This window comes from Allobosea sp. 01N443, assembly GCF_056399325.1.
On the sequence record NZ_JBFTRC010000001.1, the window covers coordinates 104,746 to 123,200 of the forward strand.

Here is an 18,455-nt window from a genome sequence, read left to right on the forward strand (position 1 = left end):
CACTCTTGCTGGCGGCCTGGAAACCCGGGCTGCGGTATCGACACTATGCGCGGGAGGGCGGGTGGGACCATCGCCCGGGAGCCGTCGCAGTCCTATGCCGCGCGACGATAGACCCAGACGCGGGCCGGCGGGATATTCCGCAAGACCCAGTCGGACACCATGGCCTTGAGGCCCGAACCCTTCCGCGGCACCGGCGAGATCACGGAGTAGGTGAACTGGATAAAGGGCGCATCCTGGATGAGCAGCGTGAAAGCGTCCTTGACGAGGGCCGTGCGCGTGGCCGGCGGGCGCGTGAATAGCGGCAGGCTGGAGACGACCGCTACGGCCTTCTCGCTCAGATGCCCGGCAAGCGTCGTCGATAGCGCATAGGCGTCGCCTTCCACCACGGTGGCGCGCGGAAAACGTTCGCGCAGCAGCTTGCAGAATTCGGGGCTGTACTCGACCAGGATCAGCCTGGACTCGTCGATGCCGCGTTCGATCAGCGCCTCTGTCACAGGGCCGGTTCCGGGGCCGATCTCGATCACCGGACCAGGTACGCTCGGATCGACGAAGGAGGCCATGCGGCGCGCCAGGAACGGGCTTGACGGGGTCACCGAACCCGTGCGCAGCGGGTCGTCGATCCAGGATTTCAGGAAGCGGGCATCGTCGCCGAACTTCGCCTTGGCCTCATTGACCCGGGTCTTCAGCTTCCCGRCCGTGTTGCGGACCTCGCCCTCGACCTTGTAACGCACGGCTGCGACCTTGAGCCTGGCCTCCGCCACGCTATCGGCCAACTCTGCGGCCGTGACGCGCATTTCACCCTCGATGCGAGCGGCAACGCTCGATTTGCCGAGCCGGCCGGCAAGCGCGCCGCGAGAATCCCGGGTGGTGGAAGGACGCGTCATGAAACCTCAGGCCTCGCCCCGTTAGCCGAAGCATCAGAACGAACAGATGCCGCTAGCGAGCAGAATTGACGTTAACCGTCAAGAAGTTCGGGTCAAGAGTGCGGCGTAGCGGTTGAGCTGTTTCAGATCAACGGTCTCGGATGGCGTTCGCGTTCGAAAAGCAGGGCCATGCGCGCGGTCAGCCGCGGGTTGAGCAAGGTGAGCCGTCCCCCGGCAAGCGAGAAGAGGCCGGCACGGCGCAGGCGCGACCAGGTTTTGCTGGTGTGGACAAGTGACAGGCCAAGCGCGTCTGCGAGGTGCTGTTGCGACAAGGGGAACTGGAAACTGTTGTCGCTGACGAGATCGAGCGCCTCGGCCCGGCGATAGAGCGAGATCATCAGTGCAGCAATGCGCTCGCCCGCATTGCGCTGGCCGACCGAGGTCAGATTCTCGTCGATCAGGCTCTCCTCGCGGGAGCCGAGCCACGCGATCTCGTATGACAGCGACGGCATGTGCACGAAGAGATCCCAGATCCGCTTGCGCGAAAAGGTGCAGAGCTCGACATCGGTCAGCGCTTCGATGCCATGTTGGGCCGCGCTCAGGAGTGACGCCTGCAGCCCGACCAGATCGCCCGGCAGCAGGAAGTTCAGAATCTGACGCCGGCCGTCGGGGAGCGATTTGTAGCGAAAGGCCCAGCCGGAGAATAACGTGAAGAGCTCGGCATCTTCCTGGCCGGGATGAATGACCTCCGATCCGGCCGGAACGGAACGATGATCGATCTTCATCCCCTGGATGAAGCGGACTTCCTCATCGCTCTTGTCCTTGAATGCCGCCTTCAGCCGCAAAGGGCAGGCCAGGCAAGGCACTCCGAGCCGGGCTATGCTGGCATGGTCGGGCATGGTCTTCATGACGCCATTATGCGCGGGGGAGCCGGCATAGCTCAATGGCGAATCGCATGCTGCGTGCGGTGCAACATATCCTTTGCAATTGGCGGAACTGGCAGAAGCGTTGCGGCGTTCTAGCGCCGTGGAGCGTGCCGATCTCCAGCCTCCGGTTTATGATTGCGACACCTCGCGATGATGCTCCGGTCAATGACATCTCGGGCGGGAGTTGCAAGGCCATGGCTGAGACACCGCAACCATCCAGGCGGTCGCGCATGCGGCAGTTTTTCCGCATCGCGCTGCGGTTCTGGAGCGGTGAGACCCGGTTGCGCGCCTGGGTCCTGACGATAGCGGTGCTGGTTTTCGTCGCTGCGCAGACGGCGAGCGCCGTCGGCATCAATAGCTGGAACCGGTACTTCTTCGATGCGCTTGAAAAGCGCGATACCGGCGCTGTCTGGTCGGTGATCGCCTGGCTGCCGGCGCTGGTCATCGCATTCAGCCTGTCGCTGTCTGCCCTCGTGATCAGCCGCATGCTGCTCCAGGCGCGATGGCGGGAGGACCTGACCATGCGTCTCGCCGGCTGGTGGATCGCTGATCAGCGCTATTATCGGCTCGGCTTCCTCACCAAGAGGCAGACGGCTCCCGAATACCGGATCGCAGATGACGTCCGGCTCGCGATCGAGCCGCTCGCCGAATTCGCGATCGGGTTGATCAGCGCGGCGGTGACGGCCGCGACCTTCGCCGCCATCCTCTGGCAGGTCGCAGGCTCAGCTCACTTCACGCTCGGTGGCGTGGCGGTCGTGATCCCGAGCTACATGGCGCTGGCCGCGATCGTCTATGCGGCGGTCGCGTCGCTCGCGGCCTATCTTACCGGACGACCGCTGGTCGCTCGCATTGCGGCCAAGAACGAGGCCGAGGCCCAGTTCCGGGCAGAAATGACGCGATTGCGCGAGAATGCCGAGAGCATTGCCCTGATCAAGGGCGATGCCGACGAGCGAGCATCGGTTGGCGAGAACTATGGCCGCGTCCTGGCCGCCTGGCTCCGCGTCATTCGCCAACAAGGCGTGATCGCATTGGTGCTCAACACCAATGGTGCCTTGTTTCCGATCGTGCCGCTGCTGCTGATCGCGCCGAAATATCTCTCGGGCGAGGTTACGCTCGGGGCCGTGATGCAGGTCGTCGCGGCGTTCAGCGCCGTTCAGGCCGCGCTGATCTGGTTCGTCGACAACTTCGTCAGGCTGGCCGAGTGGTTTGCCTCCGTCATTCGGGTCGACGAGCTTGTCGAAGAGCTGGAGGCGCTCGATGTCGGCACGATCATGGTCGGCGAGACCCAGATCTCGCTCGGCGAGAGTGATGACGGCGCGATTCATATCAAGGAGCTCTCGCTGGCGCACAGCAATGGGCGCATCGTCATCGCAGACGCGACGGTTATCATCGAACTCGGCGAGAAAGTTCTGATCGTTGGCGAGAGCGGCTCCGGCAAGAGCACGCTGATCCGGTCGCTGGCCGGCCTCTGGCCCTGGGGTTCAGGCTCGATCCAGGTGCCTCGCGGCAAGAGCATCGCCTTCGTGCCGCAGAAGCCCTACTTGCCCCTCGGCAATTTCAGGACAGTCCTGCTCTATCCCGATTCCGACATCCCCGTCAGCGACGAGACCATCATTGCCGCCCTTCGGCGCTGCGGCCTGGCCTACATGGCCAAGCGCCTGAACGAGGAGGATAATTGGGATCGCGTCCTGTCCGGCGGCGAGCGTCAGCGCGTCGCCTTCGTGCGCTTGCTGATCCAGAAGCCCGATATCATCATCATGGACGAGGCGACTTCGGCCCTCGATGAGGACAGCCAGAATTCGCTCCTTGGACTGTTCGAAGGCGAGCTCGCACACGCGACAGTCATCAGTGTCGGTCACCGCCCCGGCCTCGAGGATTTCCATGACCGCAAGATCACCCTGGAGAAGCGTCTCGCCGGCGCGCATTTGAGCTCGCGCCGGATCGGGAAGTCGCTCTGGCGGCTGTTTCGCAGCCGTCAGCCCGCCAACGAGGACGAGGAGGCCTGAACCGCCGCTCCCGGTTTCGTGATCGCTGCCACCCGCACAACGGGAACCGAACGGGCGGCGTCGCGTTCTCTTCGACGTAAACCGGTCAATGGTGACCGGTCGTGGCGTAGGGAGAGACAGATGTTGAATGACAGCCTTGCCCCCATCAAACGCGCCTTCGCCTTCTTTGGAATCATGGGCGCGGTGGTGGCCACGCTGACCTTCGGCTCGGCTCTCCAGAGCGCGACCGATCAAAGTTCGACCTCCGTCGCGGAGGCCAAGATTCGAAACAACGTCCCGACGGATAGCCAGCTGGCATCGGTGGATCCCGCCCAGAGGGTCGCCGATCGGACCAAGCGCGCCATCGCGAGCTCCCAGGAGGCTCGCGTGGCCGGGCCGATCGCCAGCGTTATTCGCTGAGCCGGAACCTACTGCGGGATAGCGCAATCAGGGGCGCTCGGTCGCGGTGCGACGGGAGCCCCGCGCGCTTGTCACGCGTGAAGCCGCCTTCGGGCGGCTTGTTTTGTCCGTGGCCGCGCTGACTGCCATGAGGCGCATCGCTTGGCCGGGAGGGTTCTGTGCAGCTGCGTATCCGTCACGCGACGACCTATCGCTACGCCCAGCCGGTCGGGTTCGGACCGCATCGCCTGATGCTGAGGCCGCGGGACAGTTTCGACCTGCGCGTCGTGGAAACCGCGCTCAGCATCACTCCGGCGGCGCAGTTGCGCTGGATGCATGATGCCTATGGCAATTCGGTTGCCATCGCGAGCTTCGAGGGGCAGGCCGACAGCCTCGACATCGTCAGCGAACTGGTGGTCGAGCGCTTCGGACCGGCCCTTCCGAGCCCGGTGCTCGCGTCGGACGCGGCCATGACGGGGGTTGTCTACACCCCCTCCGAACGCGCGGCGCTACAGCCCTATCTGGCTCTGGCGAGCGCCGATCCGGATGGCGCCCTCGACCAATGGCTTCTCGCCTTTCGCGCGCGGAGCGGCACCGGCACCGGGCACCTGTTGCGGGATCTCGCTCATGCCATCAATGACGCATTGAGCTACGCCATTCGCTATGACGAGGGCACACAACACCCGCTCGACACACTACAGCTGGGGAGCGGCTCCTGCCGTGACTATGCGTGGCTGTTTATCGAGCTGGCGCGCCGCCTGGGCTTCGCTGCCCGGTTCGTGACCGGTTATATTCACGAGCGTACCCTGGAAGGCGGCGGCCTCGTCTCACCGGCCGGCCTGACGCATGCCTGGGCCGACGTCTTCATCCCCTTCGACGGCTGGGTCGAGTTCGATCCGACCAATGATCTGGTGGCGGACCGCCAATTGCTGCGCATCGCCGTGGCCCGCGTTCCTGAGGACGCATCGCCGGTCTCCGGCAGCTATACCGGGCTCGCCGGAGCCTTCCTTGGCTTGAACGTTGGGGTCAGCATCGAGCCGGTCGAGACGGACGCCTGCTGAGCAGGCTCAGTCCCGATGCACGATGCGCCAGGAGCCCAGTGAGCGCCCGCCCGGTGCGGAGACCTCGGTCGCCGCGATCTGTGTCAGGAGACCGGCGAAGAGCTTGGGGGGCTCGGCATGGTCGATCTCGCGATCCGCCTTGATGCTGATCTCGATGGTCTCCTCATCGATATCGGTAGCGGTGACCGTCACGGTGAGGCCCGGTCCGTGCCGCAAGGCGCGCCCCACCACGTCGACGATCAGGAAGCCGAGCGGAATGATCCGGTCGACAGAAAGGGACGACATGGTCTCGATCTGGCTGATCAGGCCCTGGTCGCGGCGGCGGATGAGGTTCGAGATCATCGTCATGACGTCGTCGAGGAACAGGTCGACGCGGACAGGCTGCATTTCTCCATCGGCGAGCGTGAAGCGATAGGCTGCCGAGAGGACGTGGACGCGGCATTCGGCGTCGGCGAGCGCTAGCCTGGCTTCGCCGCGGGAATCGCGCTTGGTCAGCCCGATATAACTCTGGACGACCTGCAGGCTGTTCTTCACCCGGTGATGCAGCTCGCGCACCAGGAAGCGATTGTCGTCGAGGGCGTTCGAGAGCTTGCGCTGCCGCACCTCCTCCTCCTCGACCATCGCATTGAAGGCCTCCGCCACGCTCCGCATGTCGCTCGGCATATCCGCCGCAATCGGGGCCCGGGCACTCGAGAGTTTCGCACGTGTCCTGGCCGCCGTTTCGATGCCGCGCAGCCAGCGCACGCAATGCCGGTCGATTGCGCGCAGGTAGACGAAGCAGAGCAAGGCGAGGGTGAGGAGCGGGGTCAGCAGCAAAATGAGGAACTGCGTCTGGGCCGCACGTTCGGCTGCGTTGTCGAAACTCGCGATCACATAGAGGTCAGGCTCGGCAACCATGCGGGCGGCATAGGCGCGGTTGGGTCCGGCCCTGCTTGCCGCCTCCCAGCGGGCCTTGACCTCGGGCACCACTTCCTGCGCCGGCAGCCAGGACTCGTCGCCTTCATCGACTCCCCGGCTGGTGACGATTCCGCTGCCCCGATGGATCAGCGCGACCGCAAGGCTTTCATCGCTCTCGCCGAGGTCGAAGACCTTGTTGAGCAGGTCGGAGTCGGCGAGCAGCAGAGCTTCCTGCGCAGGCTGTTCGGGATCGTTACTATGAGCATAGACTGCGAGATAGCGCTGCCGATCGAGGATGAGATCGTCATAACGCACGGTCGCCAGTTCCGTGCCTGCCCAGATGCGGACCGGTGGTTTGGCGCTCAGTCGCTCTGCGGTCGCGGCAAGCTTGGCAGACGTGACATGCGGATCGAGCGAGACCGAGCAGATCTCGCCGTTGCGCATCTTGAGGTGAAGGGCGCTGTAGCCGGTTACCCGCTTCAGAATCTCTTGGGCGGCCGCATCGCAATCCCCGCTGCTCGACGTGCCGACGGCCGCGGCCGCCGTCAGCAACGAGCGCAAGGCGCCGCGATACCAGACGCGAGCGCGCACGGCATAGTCGTCCGCCGTGCGGATCTGGAAAGTCTGAATTGAGGCGATGACCGTTCGATAGGTCGTGATCGCGGCGATCGCCGACAGGCAGGCGATCGGCAACGCGATTGCGACCAGCAGAGCGAGAAGCCTGCCGCGGACGGTCTTGAACCGCGCCAGTCGCATCAGGGTCGGATGGGTTCGGAGCTGGTCCTGTGAACCGCTGCTGCGCTCTGACGATCGGGCCCGAGATCATCGAGACCTTTGATCGACAGCAGCTCCGCAAGCTTGGTGCGCGCCCTGTTGACGCGGCTCTTGATGGTGCCGATCGCGACGCCGCAGATCTCAGCAGCCTCCTCATAGGAAAGGCCCGTTGCGCCGACCATGATCAGCACTTCCCGCTGCTCCTCCGGCAGCTTGGCCAAAGCCTTGCGGAAATCGGCGAGATCGAGATGGCTCTCCTGGTTGCCGTGCACCGCCATGCGCTCGGCATAGGTGCCTTCACTGTCCTGCACCTCGCGGCCGCGCTTGCGGTAGAGCGAGTAGTAGGTGTTGCGCAGGATGGTAAAGAGCCAGGCGCGCAGGCTGGTGCCCGGTTCGAACTTGTCCGAGTTGCCCCAGGCCTTGAGCAGGGTGTCCTGCACCAGATCGTCCGCGAGCTGCATCGAACCCGAAAGCGACGCCGCAAAGGCGCGCAGGTTCGGGATTTCCTTGATCAGGCCGTCCTTGAACTCAGGGGCGCTCATCACTTGCTTCCTCAGCGGATGAACGGCTTTCCTTGGCTTCCAGCTGCGCCAGCAGAACCAGGAATTTGTCGGGGATGGGTGCGTTGATCAGATCGTCGTAATGCGCCTTGAGCGACCGGCCGATCGACTCCTGAACCCTGGGGTCCAGAATGGCTTCGAAATCCGTCTCTTCGCCCCCGTTCGGCTCTGGCATCTCGATCTTCATAGCACTCATCATACCCTCGCGCCGACGCCGCTCCGCTCTTGCTGCAGGGGCGGCCGGATTGCCCTGTTCAACCGTCTTCCACATCCCGGCCGATCATGATCCGCCGGGAGCATCATTGACACGTATGCTGCCAGATAACGGTCTAGTTTCAGAAAAGTTCCGGGCAAATCGTAAAATAAATTGCTTGTCAGAAACACGTTGCGGGTGCTCACTTTCGGCAGGTTGAAGAAGGACCAATCAATGTCGATTGCGAAGGAAATTGCCCCGCATCTGCCCTATCTGCGCCGCTTCGCGCGAGCTCTGAACGGCACGCAGGCGAGTGGCGATGCCTATGTCGTTGAAATGCTGGAAGCGCTCGTCGTCGATCCAAATTCCTTTCCGCGGGACGTCGATGCCCGCACCGGACTGTACAGGACTTTCCTGAAGCTCTGGTCGTCGGTCGGCATCAACAACCAGTCTTCGGGCGGTGTGGAGCGCTCGTCGGCCGAGCGCAATCTCAGTGCGCTGACGCCGCGTCCACGGCAGGCCTTCCTGCTGCGCACCGTCGAGGGCTTTTCGCTCGATGAGGTCGCGGTGATCATGGAGGTCTCGGCGGCGGAGGTGGCAAATCTCGTCCAGGTCGCGGGACAGGAAATCGCCGATCAGGTCGCCACCGACGTGCTGATCATCGAAGACGAGCCCATCATCGCGCTCGATATCGAAACGATGGTCGAAGAGCTGGGACATACGGTGACCGGTGTCGCCCGGACCCATCGCGAGGCGATTGCATCTGTCGCGAAAAAGCGGCCGGGCCTGGTGCTGGCCGACATCCAGCTTGCTGACGGCAGTTCCGGCCTCGAAGCCGTCAATGAGATCCTGAGCGCGATCGACGTCCCGGTGATCTTCATAACGGCCTATCCGGAACGCCTGCTGACCGGAGACCGGCCCGAGCCTGCCTTCCTGATCACCAAGCCATTCCAGCCGGAAGCGGTGAAGGCGGCGATCAGTCAGGCGCTGTTCTTTGACCGGCGCGCCGGTCGCAAGGCCGCCTGATACAGCTCAGTATGACAGCGGGGTCCGTGGCGTCATGGCGCAACGGACCCTTTTTCGTGCGTCTTACCAGCCCAGAAAACAGACGACCAGAAGTGCCGGAAACGGCAAGGCGACGATCATCGGCGCAATCCATTTCATGACATCTCTCCTGGCGCGTGGCCGCCTCACGACCGCCGCCCCTTGGTTATTGCAATCAGGCCGGTGATGGCCGCTCCGGCGAGCGCAGCGAAGAAAACGATCCTTGCGGCCATTGTCGCCAGCCCCGGCACACCGCCAAAAGCCAGCATCGCCGCAACAAGCGCTGCGATCAGGAATGTCACGGCCCACCCGGACATCGAGAAACCTCAGAATTCAACATGCATCGTTGAAGCAACGGTTCTGCCGCCGCAAAAGTTCCGCCTTGGTGGCCCGGGGCGGACGAGTGGTGAAGGGAACAAGTTTTACACACCCCGCGTTGCCTCAGGTGCGTTCCGAAATTTGAAGGAAGCCGAGAACGACAAGGATGATTCTGCTCGATATCTTTCCGGTTACGACGGACGCATCCATTTTATTTGGCAGTTACGTGGAAACCAGCGCGCTGATCACTCTGGCTGTCCTTCTCGTCGTTGCACCGCTTGCGCCTCTCCCTGCTGAAATCGTGACGGGGCCTGATTGAAGGAGGGAATGCTGCGATGACGTCCAGGGGCATGGGGCTGGTAGTGCGGGTGTGCTGCATTGGCGCGGTGGCCGCCATGTTGCCCCTTGGCACGCCTTCCAAGGCCGAGCCGGCCCCACGAACTCAGACGGAGCGCTCTGCGCCCATTGGCGTGCCGCCACCGCGCCCTCGGGATTTGGCTATACCTTCGCCTGCGCTGCCCTCCGTGTCGGCTCCCGCGGAACAGTCGCCCGCGAAGCCGGTCGAACCGCAGTCACCCGTCACCTCTACTCCTACTCCGCCCGGAGACGGCGCCTGCATGCGGGCATTGGCAGCCATCGCGGGCAATCGCATTCGTCAACCCGATGCGAAGCAGTACCGGGCAACGGACCCGGCCTGCCGGGTGCAGGAGCCGGTCGTCGTGGAGGCGCTTGCCTACCGTGCGAGCGACGGGCCGGGGACGGTTGTCTTCGCGCCGCCGGTCACGATCAGCTGTGCCATGGCGACGACGGTTTCGCAGTGGCTTGACGATACCGTCCAGCCCCTCGCCCGAGGGCATTTTGGGCGGGATCTCTCGCGTCTTCAGGTTGGAGGTGGCTATGAGTGCCGTCGGCGCAACCGCTCGACGGCCGGCCCGGTCAGTGAGCATGCGACGGGTCAGGCGCTCGATATCTTCGCTTTTGTCATGGGCGAGGAACGGTCGGGCGGTGTTCGTGTCATGGTCGAGAAGCCGGCAGGATTGGCTCAGGACCGTTTTTTGAAGTCGGTGAGGCAATCGGCGTGCGGGGCTTTCGCGACCAGCCTAGGCCCGGGCTCGGACGCCGCCCATGCCAATCATCTGCATGTCGATATTCAGCCGCGCCGCTCAGCCGCGGCGCGCTTCTGCCAATGACGGTGTGTGCCGTCGCTCAAGCGACGTTGTCGGAGATTTCGTCGAGTTCGACGCGGGTGAGCCGCCAGGGGTCGCTTGGGCGAAACAGGGCCACAGGAACCCGGCCGGTCTCGGCCTGCGCGCGGCGGATCGCGAGAATATCGAGCGCCGTGGTTTGGTCGAATCCCGACGCAATCAAATCCTCAAGTTCCCAAAAGGGAGGGAGCCGATCCGGCTCGCTGCCTGTCKGGATCAGCGTCGCTTGCAGAGGAGGGCTAATACGAGTGAACATCTCACGTTTCCGTCCAGGGGCGGAATTGGAACGCAACGCTCCTGCCTAGGTTCCAGACTGATTGGGAACTGTGGAGCTATTGCGGCATTTTTTGGTAACCATGTTGTCAGGAGATTCGTCATGATCCATCGGCCTGCCAAAATTGTCGCCGCAACCGCGTTCTGCGTTGCCGCTTTGAGCGCTCTTAMAACCACGGCTGCGAACGCACAGAGCGGGGCCCCGGCAGGTCGGCTGAGTTGCCATGTCGGCGGCGCACTCAACCTTATCGTGACATCGCAGAAGCCCATGGAGTGCCGCTTTACGCCGCGCCGCGGGCCCGTGCAGCGCTATACCGGCGTTGTGCGCGGTTTCGGGCTCGATGTCGGCTCGTTCAAGCGCAGCAGCATGGGCTGGCGTGTCTTTGGTCCCTATGCGCGAGCCCCTCTGGGGGCGTTGGCGGGCACTTATGTTGGCGCAAGCGCCGGCGCTTCGGCGGGGACGGGAGGATCGGTGAACATGCTCATCGGCGGCGTCGAGAAGGATGTCACGCTGCAGCCTCTCTCACTGCAGACCCTGCGCGGCTTCAATGTCGCCGTCGGCGTTACCGGTCTCGAGCTTACGCTCGCGCCGTCGTCTTCTCCGTCGCGTGGGCGCCGCTGATGTCTCGCAACTTGCTCAAGACGGAGAGGCTTCTGCAAAGGGTTACGCTTCGATAACCTTCTTGCCGCATGTTTAGCTCAATTTGGAGCTTTCCGTCGCGGTGCGTCCCGCGTGCCGGAACAACGCCATGCTTCGCCGCGTTCTTCACCCAGAGGCGAAAGTTCCATGGCAGGTCGAGAAAGGACGCGGGATTGATGAGCCAGATCCGCATCCTGATCGTCGAGGACGACCCGTTCATCGCGATGGATATCGAGTATGCCGTGATGGACAAGCTCGGCGAGGATGCCGAGCTCATCATTGTCGGTTCCGTCGAGGAGGCTCGGCGCGCCATCGGCTCGCCGGTTTCCTGCGCATTGCTGGACATCGACGTTGTCGGCGGCAAGACGTTCGACGTTGCCAAGAGCCTGCTCAGCAAGGGGACGCCGATCGCGTTCGTGTCCGGTGCGACACCGGGCGATGTGCCGGACGCGTTGCGCCAGGTGCGTTTTCTGCGCAAGCCATTCTCGACGCGCGAGATTGCAAGCTTCGTATCTCGGGCGTTGAAGGCGAACTGACGGCACCCGGCGGCTCCGTTCCGGGCAGCTCCCGCGGTCGGTTCARCTCACGTTGCGCTCAGTCTCTCTTAGGGAATATCAACGTGACCCGGGTTCCAGGGCGCTCTGTGCCCGGGGTGCGGGCGGCGACATCCATGGTTGCCCGCATGCTGCGTAGCAGGCTCGCAATGACCGTCTGACCCAGCCCCTTGGCCTCGGCCTGGGGCGGCATTCCAACGCCGTCATCTTCGATCGTCAGGACGAGTGTCGGGGCTTCGGTGCCGTCACCTCTGCCGAAGCGAATGACGACCCGCCCGGTCATGTTCCCGGGAAAGGCATGTTTGATCGCGTTGGTGACGAGCTCGTTGACGATCACCACGAAGGAGACCGCGTCGCGCCCGGGCAGCCGGATCGAATCCATATCGAGATCTATCGAGATGGGGCGGCCCTCCGCCGCCTTGCCGATCTCGTCCAGCAGGTCCTCCATATAGGGCCGGGCGTCGATCTCGTCGGTCTCGATGTCGAGACGCAGCCGGCGCTGTCCGGCGGCGATCGCCTGGATGCGCGATTGCGCCTGGGCGAGGGCCGCCTTCACCGCTGGCTCGCGCGTCTGCCGGCTCTGAACATTGAGCAGCGCGGAAACCATGGCGAGGTTGTTGCCAACGCGGTGGTTGACGTCACGCAGAAGCGCCTCGATGCGCAATCGCTCCGCTTCGAGCTGCTGCGTGCGCTCACTGACGATCTGTTCGAGTTCCGCATTGGTCATCGCGAGCGCTGCAGAGCGGCGCTGGCGCGTACGGACCTGCAGCCATGCCGCGAATGCGAGCCCTGCCAGCGCCACCACGATTCCGATGCTTGCCCAGAGCCGGCGGCGCTCCTCACGGCTGCTTAAGGCGACCAGCTTGATATTCTCGGCGAGCTGGATCTGCTGGATTGTCCCGCGGAGTTCGTCCATCGCCGCAATGCCGTGCCCGTCGCGGATTTGCGCCAGCGCCTCAGCCTGCCGGCCTTCGCGAGCAAGCGCTATCGCTGCCTCGAGTTCCTCGAATTTGCGGGCCATCTGGGCGCGCACCAAGGCCACCCGCTCGCTCTGCTGCTTGTCGTCGGAGACGAGGCGCTCAAGCGCTTCGAGGTCGGACGGAGCGGCCGCGCGGCCAGAGGTATAGGGGGCAAGGTAAGGTGTCGTACCAGTCAGCATATAGCCGCGCTGCCCGGTTTCAGCATCCCGCATGTGCCCGAGCAGGCGTTCGGCCTGTTCGCGAATCTCGACCGAATGAGCCACCTCGCGCGATGTTTCGATCGCTTGCGAATTGATCCAGGCCGCCAGGATGATCGCAACCCCGACGACGGTGATAGCAGCAATGGTCGTGGTCGCGGAGCGCAGCCGCCGGGCCAGCGTCGGCAATGGCGATAGAAAGATCGGGCCTTGCGGCCTTGCTTGGGCGGACATGGGCACCGTGATAGCCGACCGAAGTCACAATCCCTATGTAAAAAGACAGGATCGTCCATCCTCAGGGCCGCGCTACGCCTATGAGGACGCCGCGACGGGGCTCCGAAGCGAGGTTCTCAGCTCTCTCCCTCGGCGCCATCGTCCCCCTTGAAAAGCTGACGTCCGAGGATCGCGCCCAGGATCACCACGCCGCCGACGAGAACGGTGCTCCACTTCTTGCGGGAGCTCAGCAGCGAGGCCGCGACCGGAGCGGCGGCCAGGGCGGTTGCAGCGAAGGGCGGGGGCGGCCGGCGACGGCTGTTGATGAGAGCCGCGATCGCGAAGACCAGCAGACCGGCAATAACCAGCCCGCCGGCGATGATCAGGCTCGCCTGGACCTTGCCATAATGCAGCTCCAGCACCGCATGCAGGGCGCCGAGCGCGAAGCCGACGGCGCAGATCATCAGCAGGACCGCCAACCCGTACAGGCCGTAGACGACGATATTGCGCTTCACCCTGCCGCGGATTTCCGACGCCAGCAGTGCTCCCAGCCCCCCGATCATGATCTCAGCGTGCCGAAAGGAAGCCGACGAACAGACCGACCGCTGCGGCCACGCCAAGCGCGCGCAACGGGCGTTCCTGAATTTCCGCGACGATCAGGCGCTGCAATTCGGTCGCCTGCTCCTTGGCGACGTCGACCATCTTGTCGGTATCGACCCCGACGGCCCTGAGCTTTTCGCTCACCGTCGCCGCGAGGTCTTCGGCGCTGCGAGACAGGCTCTCCTCGACATTCTCGGCTTCGCCGCGAACGCGGCGCCCGGCTGTAGTCGCGCGCTTGGCGATGTCGTCGGCGCCGGCTGCGATCTCATCCCCGGCGCTCTTGACGGAGGTCTCCGCCTGACGCTTCGCGGAAGTGGCGGTCTTGGCCATGTCTGTCGTTCCCTATGTCTGGAAAACCGGTTCCGTCGAGAAATCGACGCGTCATGGTGGCAACGCGCCATCCTCGCTCCGGTTCCGCGAACTGCTCGGTGATCAGCCCGGCCGTTAAGCCGGTTTGGTCTCCTCGCCAGCGTCGTCAAGCTGCGTCTTGCGATACCGCGCGAACGCCTCTTGCGCCACCATGGCAACGAGGAGGATCGGAGTCGAGAGCACTGCGCCTGCCGGCCCCCAGAGCCAGAGCCAGAAGATGAAGCCGATGAAGACCAGGAAGGGCGACACCGTCAGCGTGCGGCCAACGAAGACGGGGGTGATCGCGTTCCCCTCGAGAAGGTGGAGTATGAAATAGGTGGCCGCCGGCCAGGCCGCGCTGAGGAGCGAAGGCGCATCGAGCAGGGCGCCGGCAAACAGCATCACTGTGACGATGATCGGGCCAATGAAGGCGAGATAGTTGAGGAGGAAGGCGAGCGCACCCCAGAATACCGGAAAGGGGAGTCCAGCGAGCCAGGCGATCGCCATCGAGGCCAGGCCCATGCCGAGATTGATCAGCGTGACGAGGCCGAAATAGCGGGCGACCCGCACTTCGATCTCCTCGAAGAAGGATCCGGCGGACCGGCGTGCGCCATGGCCGAGGCAGAGCCTGAGGACGCGCGCCTTGAAAATCCGGCGGGTCGCCAGCCAGAAATACACTGTCGCCACGAAGATCAGCAGCCCGCCGGCGGCAGTGGAGGAGCCGAGCGCGATATCGAAAAGCGGATTGCCTTGCGAGACGTTCAGTTCCACGCCGCTCTTGCCAGAGAGGCTGGCTGCCATCTTCTTGAATTCGTCCATGAAGATAAGGACGCCGGCCAGTTTCGAGCGCAGCGCGGCCAGCATGGCCGGGAACTGATCGCTCCAGGTCGCGATCGGCACTGCCAGCACCGTCAGGGAACCGATCAGGAGCAACACGCCGACAAGGACCACGATAAAGGCAGCCAGGAGCTGCGGCACGCCATGGCGCACCAGCCAGTCGACGACCGGGCCGAGCACGAGGCCGAAGATCACCCCCGCGGTGACAGGCAGGGCAATGACCTTGGTGACGGAGAGTGCCGCAGTGGCCAGGATCACGAAAATGCCGACGATGGCATAACGCAGGATCAGGTCATGCTCGTAAGGCGTGACGGTGCTGCCGCTCTCCTCCTCAACGACCTCAGGCTCCACCATATAGCGCGGAAAAGGCCTCCAGGCCGACGTGTTGAGCATGATGCGTTACCCCCGCGCGCGCCGAGGCACGACGGAACGATAACGTCAGTGCGGCCGCTCTGGTTCCCGCCCGGTCTGGCTCGCGGTCAGTGCGCCTCGTCCCAATTGCCGGCCGCGCGCGCATCGACCTGGAGCGGCACTCGCAGCTGTACCGCCGGGTGCGGCGCCTCAACCATCACCTTGGTGATCACCGGCAAGGTTGCCTCGACCTGCGCGTCTGGCACTTCGAAAACGAGTTCGTCATGCACCTGCAGCAGCATGCGGGCATCGAGCCTGGCCTCAGTCAGGGCTCCTTCCATCCGGATCATGGCACGGCGGATGATGTCGGCCGCCGAGCCCTGGATCGGTGCGTTGATCGCCTGACGCTCGACAAAGGCGCGCTCGGACGGGTTCTTCGAGGCGACGGCCGGGAAATGGCAGACGCGGCCGAAGATCGTGGTGACATGACCGTTCGCCCTGACCGCCGTCTTGGTCTGATCCATATAGTCGCGGATGCCGGGGAAGCGCTCGAAATACTTGCGGATATAGGCGCCCGCTTCCTCGCGCCCGATGCCGAGCTGATTGGCGAGGCCGAAGGCCGAGATGCCATAGATGATGCCGAAATTGATCGCCTTGGCGCGCCTGCGCACCTCGCTCGGCATGCCCGCGACCGGCACGCCAAACATTTCCGACGCAGTCATGGCGTGGATGTCGATGCCGTCGGCAAAGGCCTGCCGGAGCTGCGGTATGTCCGCGATATGGGCGAGAAGGCGCAGCTCGATCTGGCTGTAGTCGGCCGAGATCAGTTTGTGACCCTTCTCCGGAATGAAGGCCGTGCGGATCTTGCGACCTGCTTCGGTGCGGATCGGGATGTTCTGGAGATTGGGCTCAGAGGAGGAGAGCCGCCCCGTCGTCGTCGCGGCCAGGGCATAGGACGTGTGCACCCGGTTGGTCGCCGGGTTCACGTAGGCCGGCAGTGAATCGGTATAGGTCGACTTCAGCTTGGCGAGCTGGCGCCATTCCAGGATCTTCGACGGCAGCGGGTGGYCCTGCTCTGCGAGATCTTCGAGCACGCCGGCGCCGGTCGCCCATTGTCCGGTCGCGGTCTTCTTGGCGCCAGCGAGCCCCATCTTGCCGAACAGGATGTCACCGAGCTGCTTGGGACTGCCGATCGTGAACTTCTCGCCGGCGATCTCGTAGATCTCATCCTCGAGCCGCGCGAGCCCCTGCGCGAAGTCGCCCGAGAGCCGCGACAGGATCTGCCGGTCGATGGCGATGCCGCGGCTTTCCATGCGCGCGAGAACGGCAACCAGGGGCCGCTCGAGCGTCTCATAGACGGTGGTCTTGCTTTCGGCTGTCAGGCGGGGCCGGAGCGCGCGCCAGAGCCGCAAGGTGACGTCGGCATCCTCTGTCGCATAGGCGGTCGCCTTTTCCAGATCGATCTTGTCGAAGGTCACCTGTGCCTTGCCGGTGCCCGCGACCTGCGAATAGGGGATGGTCTCGTGGCCAAGATGCAGCTCCGAGAGCTTGTCCATGCCGTGGCTGTTATTGCCGGCATCGAGCGCATAGGAGATCAGCATCGTGTCCTCGATCGGGGACACGGCGAGTCCGTGACGCTGCAGGACGAGCAGGTCGTATTTCAGGTTCTGGCCGATCTTCAGCACGCCGCTATCGGCAAGCAGCGGTTTCAGCGCCGCGACTGCGTCGGCGACGGGAATCTGGCCCTCCAGCATACCACCGCCGAACAGGTCGGTGCCGCCACGATGCTGCAACGGGATATAGCAGGCGCGGCCTGGCGCGACGGCGAGCGAGATGCCGATGAGATCGGCCTGCATCGCATCAAGCGAGTTCGTCTCGGTGTCGAGCGCGACCTGGCCGGCCTCATAGGACCACGCGATCCAGCGCTGGAGATCGGCGAGCGTGCGCACGCATTCATAGGTCGAGCGGTCGATCGGCAGCTTCGCGACCTCGTCGCGCCGCTGTGCCACGAGATCGGCCGGCTTCATCCAGCCATCTGTCGCGGAGGCTGCCGCGATGGGCGCTTGCGCCGAGCCTGGAGCCGCGACCGTTCCGTTGGTCGTGGCGGCGATCGCGTCACCGGCCGGTCCGTCCGTGCCGGCATAGAGCGCCTTGAGCTCGGCTGCACGCGATCCGCCGGGTGCGAGCGCCGGGTCGGGGTCGACTGCCGCGACATCGACCTCGTAGGCCTCGGCAACGCGCTTGGTGATGGTGGTGAACTCCATCGCCTTGAGGAAGGCGACCAGCCTGGCCGGATCGGGCTGGTTCAGTGTCAGGTCGGCAAGCGGTGTCTCGACCGCGACATCGTCGACCAGGGTGACGAGCTTGTGCGAGATCCGGACCTTCTCGACCACCTCGGGATTGGTCAGCGTCTCCCGGCGCTTCGGCTGCTTGATCTCGCCGGCGCGCGCCAGCAACGTCTCCAGATCGCCGAACTCGCCGATGAGCTGGGCAGCGGTCTTGATGCCGATCCCGGGCGCGCCCGGCACATTGTCGGTGGCATCGCCGGCAAGCGCCTGCACGTCGACGACCTTGTCGGGCGTCACGCCAAAATACTCGACCACCTCGGGCTCGCCGATCTTGCGCTCGGCACGAAAGCCCTTGCCCTTCGATGCGTCGCCGGAGGCAGGGTCGTACATGGCGACGCCCGGCCGCACGAGTTGCATCAGGTCCTTGTCGGCCGAGACGATCAGCACGTCGGCCCCAGCCTCGCGCGCCTGCCTGGCATAGGTCGCGATCAGGTCGTCGGCCTCGTAGACATCCTGCTCGACCGGGATCAGGCCGAAGGCACGGACCGCCTCTCGCATCAGCGGGAACTGCGGAATCAGGTCGGCCGGGGGCTCGGAGCGATTGCCCTTATAGGCCGGGTAGAGAGCCTTGCGGAACGAGTTCTCCGTCTTGTCGAAGACGATGGCGAGGTGGGTCGGCTTCACGCCGAGCACGCCCTCGCGCACGAACTGGAAGAGCTTGGTCGCAAACAGCCTCACTGCGCCGGAGGGCAGTCCATCCGAGCGCGAAAGATACTTCCGGTCCTGATTGATCGACTGGAAATAGGCGCGGAAGATGAAGTTCGAGCCGTCGACGAGAAAGAGATGGTCGCCGGGCTTGAGGTCTGGTGCGGTCGTGCTCATGGCGCGGACCTTATGCGGGCGGCGCGGCCGGGTCCATTGCATCCGGGGCGCGATTCGCAGCAAGCTG

The 18,455-nt window shown here is 64.3% G+C and carries 20 protein-coding genes; 8 read left to right on the plus strand and 12 right to left on the minus strand.

Annotated elements, in window-relative coordinates; all coding sequences use genetic code 11:
* Window positions 1-92: 92 nt before the first annotated feature.
* Window positions 93-884, minus strand: a complete 792-nt coding sequence (locus AC1DRP_RS00520; protein ID WP_476767516.1) for a class I SAM-dependent methyltransferase — start codon at window positions 882-884, stop codon at window positions 93-95.
* 122 nt (window positions 885-1,006) lie between these two features.
* Window positions 1,007-1,771 carry a Crp/Fnr family transcriptional regulator gene (locus AC1DRP_RS00525; RefSeq protein ID WP_476767517.1) on the minus strand — a complete coding sequence of 255 codons (765 nt, stop codon included), beginning with the start codon at window positions 1,769-1,771 and terminating at the stop codon, window positions 1,007-1,009.
* Window positions 1,772-2,019: 248 nt separating this feature from the next.
* On the opposite strand from AC1DRP_RS00525, the gene AC1DRP_RS00530 reads away from it, so the two are divergent.
* From AC1DRP_RS00530 to AC1DRP_RS00540, 3 genes are all read left to right on the plus strand, one after another.
* Window positions 2,020-3,795 (plus strand): ABC transporter ATP-binding protein/permease, encoded by a 1,776-nt coding sequence (locus AC1DRP_RS00530; RefSeq protein WP_476767518.1) that lies wholly within the window; start codon window positions 2,020-2,022, stop codon window positions 3,793-3,795.
* A gap of 120 nt (window positions 3,796-3,915) precedes the next feature.
* Window positions 3,916-4,194 (plus strand): hypothetical protein, encoded by a 279-nt coding sequence (locus tag AC1DRP_RS00535; protein WP_441504958.1) that lies wholly within the window; start codon window positions 3,916-3,918, stop codon window positions 4,192-4,194.
* A gap of 158 nt (window positions 4,195-4,352) precedes the next feature.
* On the plus strand, window positions 4,353-5,234 hold the full coding sequence (locus AC1DRP_RS00540) for a transglutaminase family protein (protein WP_441504957.1): 882 nt from the start codon (window positions 4,353-4,355) through the stop codon (window positions 5,232-5,234).
* 6 nt (window positions 5,235-5,240) lie between these two features.
* Here the strand turns inward: AC1DRP_RS00540 and AC1DRP_RS00545 are convergent, their stop codons facing one another.
* Genes AC1DRP_RS00545 through AC1DRP_RS00555 form a run of 3 tightly spaced genes read right to left on the minus strand, consistent with a single transcriptional unit; the run spans window position 5,241 to window position 7,652 of the window.
* The gene (locus tag AC1DRP_RS00545) at window positions 5,241-6,887 is read right to left on the minus strand and encodes a sensor histidine kinase (protein ID WP_476767519.1); all 1,647 of its coding nucleotides are present in this window, start codon (window positions 6,885-6,887) and stop codon (window positions 5,241-5,243) included.
* Window positions 6,887-7,447, minus strand: coding sequence for a sigma-70 family RNA polymerase sigma factor (locus AC1DRP_RS00550; protein ID WP_043234959.1), 561 nt, complete (start codon window positions 7,445-7,447; stop codon window positions 6,887-6,889). The genes AC1DRP_RS00545 and AC1DRP_RS00550 overlap by 1 nt, the downstream gene beginning before the upstream one ends.
* On the minus strand, window positions 7,434-7,652 hold the full coding sequence (locus AC1DRP_RS00555; protein WP_441504955.1) for a NepR family anti-sigma factor: 219 nt from the start codon (window positions 7,650-7,652) through the stop codon (window positions 7,434-7,436). Before AC1DRP_RS00555 ends, AC1DRP_RS00550 begins: the two co-directional genes overlap by 14 nt.
* A gap of 240 nt (window positions 7,653-7,892) precedes the next feature.
* On the opposite strand from AC1DRP_RS00555, the gene AC1DRP_RS00560 reads away from it, so the two are divergent.
* Window positions 7,893-8,684 carry a response regulator gene (locus tag AC1DRP_RS00560; protein WP_441490582.1) on the plus strand — a complete coding sequence of 264 codons (792 nt, stop codon included), beginning with the start codon at window positions 7,893-7,895 and terminating at the stop codon, window positions 8,682-8,684.
* A gap of 164 nt (window positions 8,685-8,848) precedes the next feature.
* Here the strand turns inward: AC1DRP_RS00560 and AC1DRP_RS00565 are convergent, their stop codons facing one another.
* A complete protein-coding gene (locus tag AC1DRP_RS00565) occupies window positions 8,849-9,019 on the minus strand; it encodes a DUF1328 domain-containing protein (RefSeq protein ID WP_441504954.1) in 171 nt (56 codons plus the stop codon).
* A 167-nt stretch (window positions 9,020-9,186) separates the two neighbouring features.
* Between AC1DRP_RS00565 and AC1DRP_RS00570 the strand changes: the two genes are divergently transcribed.
* Window positions 9,187-9,339: a hypothetical protein gene (locus AC1DRP_RS00570; RefSeq protein ID WP_476767520.1), complete on the plus strand. Its 153-nt coding sequence runs from the start codon at window positions 9,187-9,189 to the stop codon at window positions 9,337-9,339.
* A 298-nt stretch (window positions 9,340-9,637) separates the two neighbouring features.
* The gene (locus AC1DRP_RS00575; RefSeq protein WP_476767521.1) at window positions 9,638-10,210 is read left to right on the plus strand and encodes an extensin-like domain-containing protein; all 573 of its coding nucleotides are present in this window, start codon (window positions 9,638-9,640) and stop codon (window positions 10,208-10,210) included.
* 16 nt (window positions 10,211-10,226) lie between these two features.
* Here AC1DRP_RS00575 and AC1DRP_RS00580 read toward each other — a convergent pair whose 3' ends face one another.
* Complete coding sequence (locus tag AC1DRP_RS00580) at window positions 10,227-10,481, minus strand: hypothetical protein (RefSeq protein ID WP_476767522.1); 255 nt, start codon at window positions 10,479-10,481, stop codon at window positions 10,227-10,229.
* A 120-nt stretch (window positions 10,482-10,601) separates the two neighbouring features.
* Here AC1DRP_RS00580 and AC1DRP_RS00585 point away from each other — a divergent pair, with 120 nt between their 5' ends.
* Both AC1DRP_RS00585 and AC1DRP_RS00590 read left to right on the plus strand, forming a co-directional pair.
* A complete protein-coding gene (locus AC1DRP_RS00585) occupies window positions 10,602-11,120 on the plus strand; it encodes a DUF992 domain-containing protein (RefSeq protein ID WP_476767523.1) in 519 nt (172 codons plus the stop codon).
* A gap of 194 nt (window positions 11,121-11,314) precedes the next feature.
* On the plus strand, window positions 11,315-11,674 hold the full coding sequence (locus tag AC1DRP_RS00590; protein WP_069878378.1) for a response regulator: 360 nt from the start codon (window positions 11,315-11,317) through the stop codon (window positions 11,672-11,674).
* Window positions 11,675-11,732: 58 nt separating this feature from the next.
* Here the strand turns inward: AC1DRP_RS00590 and AC1DRP_RS00595 are convergent, their stop codons facing one another.
* From AC1DRP_RS00595 to polA, 5 genes are all read right to left on the minus strand, one after another.
* Window positions 11,733-13,103 carry a sensor histidine kinase gene (locus AC1DRP_RS00595; protein WP_476767524.1) on the minus strand — a complete coding sequence of 457 codons (1,371 nt, stop codon included), beginning with the start codon at window positions 13,101-13,103 and terminating at the stop codon, window positions 11,733-11,735.
* 116 nt (window positions 13,104-13,219) lie between these two features.
* Window positions 13,220-13,645 (minus strand): hypothetical protein, encoded by a 426-nt coding sequence (locus AC1DRP_RS00600; RefSeq protein ID WP_476767525.1) that lies wholly within the window; start codon window positions 13,643-13,645, stop codon window positions 13,220-13,222.
* A gap of 4 nt (window positions 13,646-13,649) precedes the next feature.
* On the minus strand, window positions 13,650-14,012 hold the full coding sequence (locus tag AC1DRP_RS00605) for a glycine zipper domain-containing protein (protein WP_441490589.1): 363 nt from the start codon (window positions 14,010-14,012) through the stop codon (window positions 13,650-13,652).
* Window positions 14,013-14,126: 114 nt separating this feature from the next.
* Complete coding sequence (locus AC1DRP_RS00610) at window positions 14,127-15,260, minus strand: AI-2E family transporter (protein WP_476767526.1); 1,134 nt, start codon at window positions 15,258-15,260, stop codon at window positions 14,127-14,129.
* Between the two features lie 86 nt (window positions 15,261-15,346).
* A complete protein-coding gene (gene polA / locus AC1DRP_RS00615) occupies window positions 15,347-18,388 on the minus strand; it encodes a DNA polymerase I (RefSeq protein ID WP_476767527.1) in 3,042 nt (1,013 codons plus the stop codon).
* Between the last annotated feature and the right edge of the window lie 67 nt (window positions 18,389-18,455).

Excerpts from the sequence above, each read along its gene's own strand:
- AC1DRP_RS00525 (WP_476767517.1), bottom strand. The coding sequence starts at position 1,771 with ATGAAGACCATGCCCGACCATGCCAGCATAGCCCGGCTCGGAGTGCCT.
- AC1DRP_RS00530 (WP_476767518.1), top strand. The coding sequence starts at position 2,020 with ATGCGGCAGTTTTTCCGCATCGCGCTGCGGTTCTGGAGCGGTGAGACC.
- AC1DRP_RS00535 (WP_441504958.1), top strand. The coding sequence starts at position 3,916 with ATGTTGAATGACAGCCTTGCCCCCATCAAACGCGCCTTCGCCTTCTTT.
- AC1DRP_RS00545 (WP_476767519.1), bottom strand. The coding sequence starts at position 6,887 with ATGCGACTGGCGCGGTTCAAGACCGTCCGCGGCAGGCTTCTCGCTCTG.
- AC1DRP_RS00550 (WP_043234959.1), bottom strand. The coding sequence starts at position 7,447 with ATGAGCGCCCCTGAGTTCAAGGACGGCCTGATCAAGGAAATCCCGAAC.
- AC1DRP_RS00555 (WP_441504955.1), bottom strand. The coding sequence starts at position 7,652 with ATGAAGATCGAGATGCCAGAGCCGAACGGGGGCGAAGAGACGGATTTC.
- AC1DRP_RS00560 (WP_441490582.1), top strand. The coding sequence starts at position 7,893 with ATGTCGATTGCGAAGGAAATTGCCCCGCATCTGCCCTATCTGCGCCGC.
- AC1DRP_RS00565 (WP_441504954.1), bottom strand. The coding sequence starts at position 9,019 with ATGTCCGGGTGGGCCGTGACATTCCTGATCGCAGCGCTTGTTGCGGCG.
- AC1DRP_RS00570 (WP_476767520.1), top strand. The coding sequence starts at position 9,187 with ATGATTCTGCTCGATATCTTTCCGGTTACGACGGACGCATCCATTTTA.
- AC1DRP_RS00575 (WP_476767521.1), top strand. The coding sequence starts at position 9,638 with ATGCGGGCATTGGCAGCCATCGCGGGCAATCGCATTCGTCAACCCGAT.
- AC1DRP_RS00590 (WP_069878378.1), top strand. The coding sequence starts at position 11,315 with ATGAGCCAGATCCGCATCCTGATCGTCGAGGACGACCCGTTCATCGCG.
- AC1DRP_RS00595 (WP_476767524.1), bottom strand. The coding sequence starts at position 13,103 with ATGTCCGCCCAAGCAAGGCCGCAAGGCCCGATCTTTCTATCGCCATTG.
- AC1DRP_RS00600 (WP_476767525.1), bottom strand. The coding sequence starts at position 13,645 with ATGATCGGGGGGCTGGGAGCACTGCTGGCGTCGGAAATCCGCGGCAGG.
- AC1DRP_RS00605 (WP_441490589.1), bottom strand. The coding sequence starts at position 14,012 with ATGGCCAAGACCGCCACTTCCGCGAAGCGTCAGGCGGAGACCTCCGTC.
- AC1DRP_RS00610 (WP_476767526.1), bottom strand. The coding sequence starts at position 15,260 with ATGCTCAACACGTCGGCCTGGAGGCCTTTTCCGCGCTATATGGTGGAG.